The sequence below is a fragment of the Dysgonomonas sp. UBA7630 genome, from assembly GCF_002483985.1.
In the GTDB taxonomy this organism is placed as follows: Bacteria; Bacteroidota; Bacteroidia; order Bacteroidales; family Dysgonomonadaceae; genus Dysgonomonas.
Window position 1 is genome coordinate 1 of the sequence record NZ_DLIY01000033.1, and the last position, 12,064, is coordinate 12,064.

The window sequence follows — 12,064 nt, forward strand, 5'->3', positions numbered from 1 at the left end:
TGGCTCAAGTCTAAAAGTCGGTTGATAACTTCTCAAAATTTCTATCTTTGTAAAAAAAGATTGGATTCAACAGAAGTTTTACGGGCCTTTTTACCCGATTGGCTATTCGATTATTTTGATATTGTTCAATTGGATAATCAGGACGCTCGATTAGATATCTATTTAGATGAAAGGAAAGTTATTCCTCTAGAGTATAAAGATCAGCCTATCAGTGCTTATGGTTTTACCGGGGCATATACTGTTCAGGATTTTCCTATTCGTGGCAAAGAGGTTTATCTGCATCTTCGTCGTCGCAAATGGCTCTTGCTTGAGAGTCGGGAAATTGTTAGCTGCCAATACAATATTGCTTACGAAGGCACAAAGCTTACGGCTGATTTCGTGGCTTTTTTAAAAGCTACGAATTGAATCAGAGTCTGTCAGTATCACCACTATCGCCCGATTTTATGGTGTTTGTGGCAAACAACTTAACTATCAGTATAAAGAGTTTATTTCTTCGTACAGAGATTGGAATCAGCTTGCTCATGCTGATCAATATGTGCTTTTCAAGGAAAATATGGGAGAGCAGCTTAGTATTGATGAAACCTGTTTGTCTCAAGGTGAACTTTATACTATTGTGACCAACAAATCCGCTAAAGGCAAAAAAGGGACACTGGTAGCTATGATAAAGGGAGTTAGTAGCGATATTGTTATTCGTATCTTAAAATTATTACCGCATTCCAAACGCAAGAAAGTCAAAGAAATAACATTAGATCTATCAGCTACTATGAAACGTATTGCTTGTTCTTGCTTTACTAATGCTCAGTTGGTTAGCGACAGGTTCCATGTTCAACGACTTATGGGTGAAGCTCTTTCTGATATGCGAGTAGATCATCGCTGGAAAGCTATTGATTTGGAAAATGATGAGATCGATTTAGCCAAAGAACTGGGTAGAAAATATATCCCTCATACTTTTGAAAATGGAGATACGAGAAAACAACTTTTAGCTAGAAGTAGACATATTGTGCTAAAAAATAGATCTAAATGGACTAAAACACAAGAACAAAGAGCCGAAATACTTTTTCGAGAATACCCCGATCTTGAACAAGCTTATGAAATATCCATGGAACTGAACACTATTTATAATCAACGAATTTCTCCCGGATTAGCCATGACAAAGCTTAATAAATGGTATGCAGAAGTTGAGAAGCTGAATATGAAATTCTTTAAATCAGTTGTTAAAACAATGCAAAACAACTATCTGACCATATGCAACTACTTTGAAAATAGATCCACTAATGCTTCGGCTGAGTCGTTCAATGCAAAAGTGAAGGCTTTTAGAAGTCAATTTAGAGGAGTAAGAGATATACCATTCTTCATATTTAGGTTGACTAAGATTTTTACATAAAATAAATTATCAACCAACTTTTAGGATTGATGGTATAAAATTCGACTCAACTATTCGATGCAAATATATTCAATAATTTTTTACATACGCAAATTATTTGCAGATTATTTTTCAGTTTGCTTTTTAGAAAGAAACAAAAATATTCTTTTCCTAAGTACTATCCTAAGTATCTAAAAAGTTAAGCGTGTAAACCATTGATTTACACGCTTATTCACTTTACAAAAGTGACCACGGCAGGATTCAAACCTGCAACCTTCTGATCCGTAGTCAGATGCTCTATTCAGTTGAGCTACGTAGCCGTTTTCCTTAAATGCGATGCAAAGGTAAAATAGTTTTGTTTATTATGCAAATATATTCTAAAGTATTTTCTCCTCAAAAGTGATTATTGAAGCCAAAAACAAGCTATAATATTGTTTTAAAGATGCTTATAAATACAAAATAAAATGCATAAAATGCTTCGCTCAGCATTTACGATAAGTACATCTTAATATGCACTCTCAAACTGATCAAGAAAACGTTGATCATTCTCGGAGAACATACGAAGATCCTTAACTCTATATTTAAGATTTGTAATACGCTCCACTCCCATTCCGAGAGCATATCCCGTATATACTTTACTATCTATACCACAATTTTCCAACACATTCGGGTCTACCATACCACAGCCTAATATCTCTACCCAACCAGTGTGTTTACAGAATGGGCACCCTTTCCCGCCACAGATATTACATGAAATATCCATCTCAGCACTAGGCTCTGTGAAAGGGAAATATGAAGGACGCAAACGTATCTTGGTATCTGCTCCAAACAGCTCTTTCGCAACGAATAACAAAGCTTGTTTTAGATCAGCAAAAGACACATTCTTGTCTATATACAATGCCTCAACCTGATGAAAGAAACAGTGCGCACGATACGAAATAGCTTCGTTACGATACACTCGACCAGGACAAATAATGCGTATCGGTGGTTGTTGCTTCTCCATCACTCGAGTCTGAACAGAAGAAGTGTGTGTACGCAATACAATTTCAGGGCTTCGTGCAATAAAGAACGTATCCTGCATATCACGAGCCGGATGATCTTCCGCAAAGTTAAGAGAAGAGAAAACATGCCAGTCATCCTCTATCTCAGGGCCTTCGGCTATAGAAAAGCCTAAACGGCGGAAAATATCACAAATTTCTTTTCTTACAATTGATAGCGGATGGCGAGTACCAAGCTCGATGGGCGCAGCAGTACGAGTAAGGTCGATTGCCTCATCCACAGTGTGAGAATTTTCTAAAGATTCTTTCAACTGATTTATTCGCTCCTGAGCCTTTTCTTTTAGTTCATTTAGTTTTATACCTACCTCCCGTTTCTGTTCTGCAGCTACAGTGCGAAAATCGTTCATCAAAGCCGATACTTCACCTTTCTTACTAAGATACTTAATACGTAAAACCTCTATCTCATCTGCTTTAGAAGCTTTCAGTCCCTCAATTTCTGCCAACAGCTTATCTATTCTATCAATCATAAACTTCAATTATGAATTATACTTTTATAAGTTTTTCACTTTGGAATACAAAAATACACTTTTCTTTTTATTATCAATCATTTTAACACAGAAGCCACCCCAACTTTTCATCATCTTTACAAAACTAGAGTTTCTCAATCTCACGTATCCGTTAAATCAAAAAAGGTTACAATTTCTCGCAAAATCAAATAAAACACAAACAACACTATATCAAATATATAAACATCAAAAAGTAACAAAAGTAACAGCTATCCGTAATATTATAAATTGTCACTTTAATTTATTTACAAATAATAACAAGTATCTTAATACTAGATAATTTAGCCTGTAAGAAATAAAACAAATAGGAAATCTTGAATATTAAACTATATTTGTCATAATTAAACTACAGATCGCAAAAATGAAGCTTATATACACTTTTATAATATCCACTCTTTTATTTGTCACACATAATCTGCATGCTCAGTCTGATATAGAGCGTATACAAAAGCATCTGACTGCTATTACCAAAACAGAAGGGTTTCGCAACTTTGAGGATACAGTAACACTCAACAAGGTTGCAAACTATATATTCACAGAATTTAGCCAATATGCAGATACAACATATTATCAAACATACACTGTTGACAATGTTAATTATAAGAATGTTATCTGTCGGTTTGGTACAAAACAACAAAAAGCTTTGGTAGTAATCGGTGCTCATTACGATGTTTGCGGAGAACAAGAAGGTGCTGACGATAATGCATCTGGCGTAACTGCTATACTGGAATTAGCTCGGTTATTTAGTCGATCAAACTTAACACGCCCCATAGAGCTAGTTGCATATACCCTCGAAGAACCACCCTTCTTCGGTACTCAATCTATGGGCAGTTACATCCATGCCAGCGAACTGAAAAAAGCGAACACCTCCGTCTACGGGATGGTGGCTATAGAAATGATCGGATTCTTCAATGACGCTGAAGGTTCACAGAGTTATCCATTTGCCCCAATGAAGCTTTTTTATGGCAATAAGGGAGACTTTATACTCTTAACAAAGAAAATAGGACATGGACAATTTGTAAAAGATTTCTCCAAGCAATTTTACAACGCAAAAACAATTAAAACTAAAAGCCTGACAAGTCCCGGAATGATAAAAGGAGTAGATTTTTCAGATCATCGCAATTATTGGGCACTCGGCTTTGATGCTATGATGATTACCAATAGTGCATTCTATCGCAATCACAATTATCATAAACCGGGAGACAAAATGGATCGTCTGGATTTTAAACGAATGGCAGGAGTTATTGACGCGATTTACTATGCGATTATTAACATCGACAAACCTACATCTGTGAAAAAGAAAAAATAGTGGAGAATTTACCAGTGCATACATAGGAGACGAATATNNTATACTAGAGACAGCAATTAGAAATAGTTATGCGAACTCTTTATAGTTTCTAGAAAGAAAGTCCCAGTAAAAAAGAACAACAAAACAATCTGATATGATAAAATTTTGTAATTTGATATATTTCAATCTTTATAAATTAGGGTTATTAATAAATGAAATATCGGTCTATCCGATAAATAATTTCTTATTTAAAAACAATAAAAAAGGAGAAGAAGTCATTAAAGCAGTAAAAGAAGTCTCGGAAAATAAAAAGAATGGAATAAAGATAACTCTTGCTGGTATGCATTTTTATGCTCTAGTATATCTATTTATATTGGGTTCCATAAATTCTGTTTTAATTTGTTTGCAAGAAGTTAATATTGCAAAAAATATAAACGATGATTATTTACTCTTGTTGTTAGGTGTTCCTTCATATATTTTTGCTTATTTCCTGATAGACTAGAAAGATAGATATTTAGATTATTTTAAATATTTTGAGATGTTTACAACTAAAAAGAAACGGATATGGGCACTTATAAGTCTTCTAACAGTTATCTTTTTATGGTTTTGGGGATTTGGGAGCTTGATACTCAGATTGATTTTGAATAATAATTAAATAACCCATCATCCCTTCTAATTTGCAATCCAATGATTAAAATCCTTACAAACTAGTCATGCCGATGTTGTTATTAATAGTATTGACTATCCCACTAGAAAGAATTAGGATTGCAGTTGCCATAAATATACTCTAGCACGATTTCTGAAAGTCTAATTTTCTTTAATCAAAAGAATACCACTAAGAATAGTACTTATCGCATCAGCTTTTTTTACCACCATCNNGATCCCCACCTTCTACTGGAAATGCATTTCGTATATGTTCATAAGAAAAAATCTGATCTTCGGTTCCGTGTATATGATAGAGATGTTTACATTTATTTTCGGGCATCCAACCTACAATTTGCTCAATAGCCCACTTAATATAAACAGGATCAACAAAGGTCATTACCTCAGCCAGCTCTGATGTTGGCACATTATAAACAAAACGGTTAAAAAGATCCGTTATAAGCTCTGTTGAAGCATACACGCGCATCGGAATGCGGTCTGCCACATTTGTTCTTTTAGCTGCACGAAATAACATTGGGATCTCTTCGTCTCTTTTAAAAGACGAAATAAGTACGGTTTTTATTGGAGATAAGAAATAACTCATTACCTGAACAATAACGCCACCAAAAGAATATCCTATCAGTATATATGATCTGGAGGTATCAATCTCTTTTGCCATAACAGAAGCATATTCCTGCAACGACTGTCCAGAAATGGGAACGTGCCATTCAATATATTTCTTCTTATATCCCTTCGGTAGCACTATCTTATCAAATACACTACAATTATAGCACATCCCTGAAATAAAATAGACATTAATATCCTTTTTCCAAAGCTTCTTTACACGCTTCAAAATTTGGAATATTCTGTGCGTACCTGTCTTTTTCTTTCTGTCCATAATTTATATTAGCAAATGGATATATAAAGATAATATTTTATTAACTAAAGATATAATATGCACCTCTAGCTTTTCCTGAAACTTTATATACCTTTTTATAAGACCTATTTTAAATTTTATTTCTATGAACATCCCCATCTATACCTATTACATGGTATATAAATACCATGTAATAGGTATTTACAACTTCGGTGAAGAGGCATACTTTTACATAAATTTATTTATTATGTTTTAAAATATGTAATAATTTATGTTTTACAGAAACAATCAACAAAATAAGATATTTCAAAACATATCATTTCAAGCCAACAAATCGACACAAAAAGAATCATTATGAAACCAAATTTAAAAAAAACATTACATTTTTATTCTTTTTACAAAAATTTAGTTTACATTTGCTCCTGGAAATAAGTTTACTCTCAAAACTTACCTCTAAATAAAAGTAGTGTTCTATAATGAAAATAAAGATAAAGGAAATCAAAGCTAACATAGCTTCAGATTACAGATATACAACTGTAATACCTTTAATTAGCTTTATCATGCCAAAAATATTTATATACAAAAACTATATAAATATGACACAAGAAGACAATCAAAATCAAAGGAATCACAAAAGGGCTCTTCACCCTTTATTTAAAATGATTCCCCTTCAAAGTTGTATTCTTTAAGTATATAAGCGACCCTAATAGCTCGCCAACTAGTACCAATAAGTATACGAACGGAAAAAATAGTGAAAAAGGAAGTTCCGTTCGATACTACTCAATAGGCGTATTGTGTTAATATTAATAAATTTATGTGTACAAGTATGAAGAAAAAGTTGTTATTGATTTTATCCTGCTTACTGTTAAGCATAGGGTATATTGCCGCACAAACAACAAAGATTACAGGAACCGTTATTGATACAAATGGTGAGCCTGTAATAAGTGCTTCTGTTGTTGTGAAAGGAACTACAGTCGGAACAGTAACCGATCTGGATGGAACATTTTCAATAAATGTTCCGGATGGTAAAAACACGCTGGTATTCAATCTGGTTGGAATGAAGAGCATTGAAACTAAAGCTACTCAAAATATGCGGGTAGTGATGGAAAACGACGACAAGCTTTTAGATGAAGTCGTTGTAACAGCAATGGGAATTCAGCGCGATCAAAAAATATTGGGGTATGCTGCGACTCAAGTGAAATCGGATGAAATATCAGCTGCAAAATCCGGATCTGTAATGGGTGGACTAAATGGGAAAATAGCCGGAGTAAATATTTCCGCTTCAGGACCGGCAGGTACATCTCAAAAAGTATTAATTCGTGGTATCTCTTCATTTAACAGCAACAATCCTTTGTACATTGTAGACGGTGTGCCGATCACAAATGAACGTTCAGGAACAGACTATGTAGACTTTGGCAATAGCGCCAATGACATAAACGCTGAAGACGTAGAATCGGTTACTGTATTGAAAGGAGCCTCTGCTACTGCTCTATATGGATCTCGTGCAGGGAATGGAGTTATTATGATCACAACAAAGAGAGCCAAAAGCGAAAAGCTAACAGTAACATACGATGGAGCATTTACGGCTTCAAATGTTCTTCGTGTAATGCAAACTCAGGATCTTTATGGACAAGGCTGGGGTGCTTGGGATAGGGCCGAAAACGGTTCATGGGGACCACGCCTTGATGGTAGTATCCACGAGTGGGGCTCTGATCAGTTAGCAGAACCGATGACGAAACCTTTTTCCTATGTGAAAAATAATATCCGCAATTTTTACAAGACAGGTCACGAATTGAATAATGTTGTATCTCTTCGTTATGGCACAGAGAATCTTGGTCTTTATGTTTCTTATGGAAATGTAACCAGCAATGGAACATTACCGAATAATGCAGACACATATTCTCGCAACACATTCTCTTTGCGTGGTAATGCTAAATGGGACAAGCTAGCCATAGATGTATCTGTTAACTATGCACGTAAAGATATCCGTCGTACAGAACAAATGGAGATCGAACTTTTACAAAATCCTGTCGACATCGATATCGCTTCAATGAAAAACTACAACGACGAACGTTATAATCTTGATAACTATTACACTTTTTATGCAACAAATCCTTATTGGATGGTNNCTACATATGGCAAAGTTGAAGCCTCTTATCAGTTGTTGGGTGGCCTAAAAGCTACAGCACGTCTGGGTGGCGATTTCCTTAACTATAGCAGAGAAAATATAAATGCTAAAAATTCATTTATACCAGGATCGTATAGCGATTTAGGAGGTGCTACTGCCCAGAACGGTTATTATTCGAATAATAGATATAATAGAGATCAGCTTGATGCCACAGCATTCTTATCTGCAGATTATAAAGTATCAGACTTTACTCTTAGCGGTACAGCCGGATGGAACTTAAATCAACGGACATATGCATACACAGGAGGATATGTAAACGGATTAGGTGTTCCTGATTGGTATAGTCTGGAAAACTCAGGATCTGCGGCTGTCTCTCAGCAATATTCTGAAAAAAGAAGACTTATCGGTTTATTTGCTCAAGCTGAATTAGGATACAAAAGTTTTGCATACCTAAACCTTTCAGCTCGTGCTGACAATTCATCAACTCTACCTAAAAATGAAAACACTTATTTCTATGGAGGGGGTAATATTTCATTTATTCTTACAGAATTATTTCCGTCATTAAAAGATAGCAAAATTGACTTTTTGAAATTAAGAGCAGCTTTGGGACAAACAGGTAATGACGCTGGAGTATATCGTACCTCATCATGGTTCGAACCATATAATAGCTATTATACATATCTTCCTATTCATGGCGTATTAGGCTTAACTGAATACAATAGATTGCCGAGTCAATCATTAAAGCCGGAGATTACAACTGAATACGAATTTGGTGTTCAAGGAAATTTCTTTGACAATCGTGTTCGCCTGGATTTTGCCTATTACAACAAACGCTCAAAGGATCAGATAATAAATGCTACGTTAGCTCCTGAAACCGGATATACATCCGAAACTCGAAATGTTGGAGAATTGGAAAATAAAGGGATAGAACTAGCTGCTGGATTCACACCTATAAAATCAAAAGACTGGCAATGGGATGTAAATGCAACATTTACAAAAAATACAGGAAAAGTTATTGAACTTTGGGATGGATTGCAAGAATACAATATCTACAGCTGGCGTGGTGTTGAATATAGAATGAAAGTAGGAGAAAAAATTGGAACATTCCAAGTTCCATCAGTAGACCGTGTAACTGACAAAACTAGCCCTTACTATGGTTATATGATTGTAAATACAAACGGATTCCCTACTCAATCTATTACAGAAAAAGAAGTAATAGGATCATCACAGCCTGATTTTATTTTAGGATTGAACACTTCTATTAAATTTAAGGATTTTAGACTTACAGTTGTTGGTGACTGGCATAAAGGGGGATGGATGGCCTCGAATACATCATACATCACTCACTTTAACGGAAACTCAACACAAACAGTGTATAATGAGCGTAACTCATTTATTTATCCAAACTCTGTGAAAATAGTAGGCGGTCAATATGTGGAAAATAATATTCCTGTTATGGCTAATCAGATGAATTATACACTAGGTAACTATTCTTATAATCCTCTAGTACGTAATGAGATGGTAATACCAAAAGATTTCTTCAAAATCAGAGAAGTAACACTTTCTTACGATCTTCCAAAGAAAGCATTAAAATCTACCCCATTAAGCAAAGTTACTTTAAGCTTTATAGGACGCAACCTCTTCTTATTTACACCAAAGAAGAATAATTATGTAGATCCTGAAGTAGCCAATATGGGCAACGACTTGACTTCTGAATTTGGTGAAATATCTAGTGGTACTTCTTATCGCAGTTTTGGTGGAGCTATCAAAGTAGAGTTTTAATAATCTAATAAAGAAGAAAAATGAAAAAGAAGAATTTAATATATATAGCTTTATTGCTACTGTTAACAAGCGGAACATTTACGTCTTGCGATAACTATTTGGATGTGAACACCAATGCCAACTATCCACCAAATGCCAGCTTAGAGAGTCTTCTCCCATCGGCAGAAGCAAGTACTATTGCTCAATTGGGATTAAATGGGCAATTGATTGGGAGTCTATGGAGTCAATATGTTACTCAGGGAAACTCCACCAACCAGTATAATACTACTGTCAATTACAGTCTTAATCAAGAATCATATAATGCTTTCTGGACCAATACTTATGCCAACACATTACAGGATCTCAAAATTATGATGTCTTTGGCAGAAGAAAAACAAGCTTGGAACTATTGGATTATCGGTAAAATTTTAACTGCATACAACTATCACGTGCTGACAGATTTATACGGAGATATACCTTTTACTGAAGCATTGGATATAAAAAAATATCCAGCGCCAAAGTATGATGACAGCAAAACGGTTGTATATCCGGGTATTATAGCGATGTTAGATGAGGCGATAGCAAAAGCCCCCAGTGCATCAGGAGGGATGAATCCTCTAATAGAAAAACAAGATTACTTTTTTGAAGGTAAGATTGCTTCTTGGGTAGCCTTAGCAAAAAGCTTAAAATTAAAAATATATTTGCGTGACTATGAATCGAATAAGACTAAAATAGCAGACTTAATAAGCCAAGGAGGATTATTTACCGGCAATTTTGCTTTTACTGTATTTGATGATGCAACCAATAAAGGAAATCCTTTATTTGAGTATAATATTCGCCAATTAAATACTAAGGAGAATATACGGGCATGTCATACTTTCCTTGAATTCTTACTTGCAGCCAATGATCCACGTATAGAACAAATCTACGAAATAACTACTGCTGCTAAAGAAGCTATTAAAGAAGGACAAGTTCTTACTACTTATAGACAATTGTATGAAGGTTTACCTTGCGGAACTAAACCATCAACGACTGTTGGGGCTTCAGAAGCTGTACCGCTTGTTAATTCATCAAGATATAAACAAGCATATTCAGATACTACATATTTAATGAATTCAGCTGAAGCTTACTTTATGATAGCAGAAGCACAAGCAAGAGCAGGAAAAACAGCTGAGGCAAAAACAGCATACGATGAAGGTGTAAAACAAGCCTTTGGACGCTGGGGATTTGATGCTACCGACTTCATTAAAACAGGAGGTGTATATGAATTCAAAAGTTCTTCTTTAAGCACAATGCTAAAATCTATCTTAACTCAAAAATGGGTAGCTGCAGCAAAAGCCAATGCTTGGGATGCTTGGATGGATCGTAACCGTACAGGAATACCTGCAATCAGTGATGCTGAAAAAGTACGTGTAAGTAATACAGCACCCGGACTTGAAGAAGGCTACGAACTAGGGTCTTTAGTCCGCCCGGGGACAACGGTGCTACAAGCCAGAGAAATACCTCGTCGGCTTCCGGTTCCTAACGTATCGGCTCTCTACAATGTAAATGCGCCTGCCACAAAACCAACTCAAGAACCATTATGGTGGCAAGTAGCTCAAGGAAATTAATTATAGTAGAGCTAAGTTTAATTAAATACTCAGTTTTTTAAAAGAAAATAATATGAAACAAATAAGATATATTTCAGTCCTGTTATTATTACTCCTAGGATTTGCATCTTGCGAAACATACGGAGACTATGAAATAGAATACTCTTCTATCCATCCTTTGGGAGGCAAGTATAGAGTGATTGTAAAAGATGAAGCCGGAAAACAGGTATATAAAAACTACTGTGAAATTTCTAATACTTCTGATGAATCAAAAACTCAATGTTGGATACGTATTGGTAGCTATTCACTAAGTGGAGCAAATGCTTACTCTATTAATGGTAAAATCAATTGCGACTTAACAACGCTCAGTTTTTCAGGAAGTAATATCGAAAATCTAGCAGGAAACGTTGCTTCTTCAACAAATACATTTACATTGACAGATGGAAAGATTATTTTGAAAGGAGCCACTGCTCCCTCAGGTACTGTTTCCGATTCGATACATTTCACTTTTACGAATTCTCGCTTTCCCGGAAAGACGTATACAGCTGAAGGCTATCGTTTTACAGGATGGTCTGAAGATTGATCATATAAGTTGAAAGTATCAATAAAAAGGAGAGTGAGCGCGCTCCTTCAATTACGCGCTCTTTATACAAACACGCTTTTAATGCAGTGATGCGTCAAACTTTAAAGAGACCGAATTCGGTCTCTTTGCTTTTTTATATACTTACAACTATACAAACCTTAAAAAATTGAATAACGAAGCCTCTATTCAGAGATACTCAATTGCTATTTATTAATCAAATTTTCCATCTCTTAGTAATAATCTAGACACCTTTTTCAGTACCTTTGCCC

Annotated in this window: 8 protein-coding genes and 1 tRNA gene; 7 read left to right on the plus strand and 2 right to left on the minus strand. The window is 35.2% G+C overall.

Features of this window, described 5'->3' with window-relative positions:
- The coding region (locus tag B3P17_RS13030; RefSeq protein ID WP_291105789.1) for an ISAon1 family transposase N-terminal region protein at nt 1-405 on the plus strand (405 nt) is incomplete at its 5' end.
- On the plus strand, nt 401-1,384 hold the full coding sequence (locus tag B3P17_RS13035; protein ID WP_422653399.1) for an ISAon1 family transposase: 984 nt from the start codon (nt 401-403) through the stop codon (nt 1,382-1,384). The genes B3P17_RS13030 and B3P17_RS13035, both read left to right, overlap by 5 nt.
- Before the next feature lie 225 nt (nt 1,385-1,609).
- On the opposite strand, the gene B3P17_RS13040 is transcribed toward B3P17_RS13035, so the two are convergent.
- Nucleotides 1,610-1,683 (minus strand) — tRNA-Arg (locus B3P17_RS13040).
- 185 nt (nt 1,684-1,868) lie between these two features.
- Entirely contained in the window at nt 1,869-2,888 is a 1,020-nt protein-coding gene (pheS, locus tag B3P17_RS13045) for a phenylalanine--tRNA ligase subunit alpha (protein ID WP_252639154.1), read from the minus strand.
- A gap of 400 nt (nt 2,889-3,288) precedes the next feature.
- Here pheS and B3P17_RS13050 point away from each other — a divergent pair, with 400 nt between their 5' ends.
- The 5 genes from B3P17_RS13050 to B3P17_RS13070 all read left to right on the plus strand — a co-directional run bounded on the left by B3P17_RS13050 (nt 3,289) and on the right by B3P17_RS13070 (nt 11,795).
- A complete protein-coding gene (locus tag B3P17_RS13050; protein ID WP_252639152.1) occupies nt 3,289-4,236 on the plus strand; it encodes a M28 family peptidase in 948 nt (315 codons plus the stop codon).
- A gap of 133 nt (nt 4,237-4,369) precedes the next feature.
- Nucleotides 4,370-4,717: a hypothetical protein gene (locus B3P17_RS13055; protein ID WP_252639151.1), complete on the plus strand. Its 348-nt coding sequence runs from the start codon at nt 4,370-4,372 to the stop codon at nt 4,715-4,717.
- Between the two features lie 1,843 nt (nt 4,718-6,560).
- A complete protein-coding gene (locus B3P17_RS13060) occupies nt 6,561-9,644 on the plus strand; it encodes a SusC/RagA family TonB-linked outer membrane protein (protein WP_291105794.1) in 3,084 nt (1,027 codons plus the stop codon).
- A 20-nt stretch (nt 9,645-9,664) separates the two neighbouring features.
- Nucleotides 9,665-11,233: a SusD/RagB family nutrient-binding outer membrane lipoprotein gene (locus B3P17_RS13065; RefSeq protein WP_252639148.1), complete on the plus strand. Its 1,569-nt coding sequence runs from the start codon at nt 9,665-9,667 to the stop codon at nt 11,231-11,233.
- A 52-nt stretch (nt 11,234-11,285) separates the two neighbouring features.
- Entirely contained in the window at nt 11,286-11,795 is a 510-nt protein-coding gene (locus B3P17_RS13070) for a lipid-binding protein (protein WP_252639143.1), read from the plus strand.
- Nucleotides 11,796-12,064 lie beyond the last annotated feature (269 nt).

Bases quoted from the DNA above. Each gene is read 5' to 3' on its own strand.
- B3P17_RS13070 (WP_252639143.1), top strand. From the start codon at position 11,286: ATGAAACAAATAAGATATATTTCAGTCCTGTTATTATTACTCCTAGGA.
- B3P17_RS13050 (WP_252639152.1), top strand. From the start codon at position 3,289: ATGAAGCTTATATACACTTTTATAATATCCACTCTTTTATTTGTCACA.
- pheS (WP_252639154.1), bottom strand. From the start codon at position 2,888: ATGATTGATAGAATAGATAAGCTGTTGGCAGAAATTGAGGGACTGAAA.
- B3P17_RS13055 (WP_252639151.1), top strand. From the start codon at position 4,370: ATGATAAAATTTTGTAATTTGATATATTTCAATCTTTATAAATTAGGG.
- B3P17_RS13065 (WP_252639148.1), top strand. From the start codon at position 9,665: ATGAAAAAGAAGAATTTAATATATATAGCTTTATTGCTACTGTTAACA.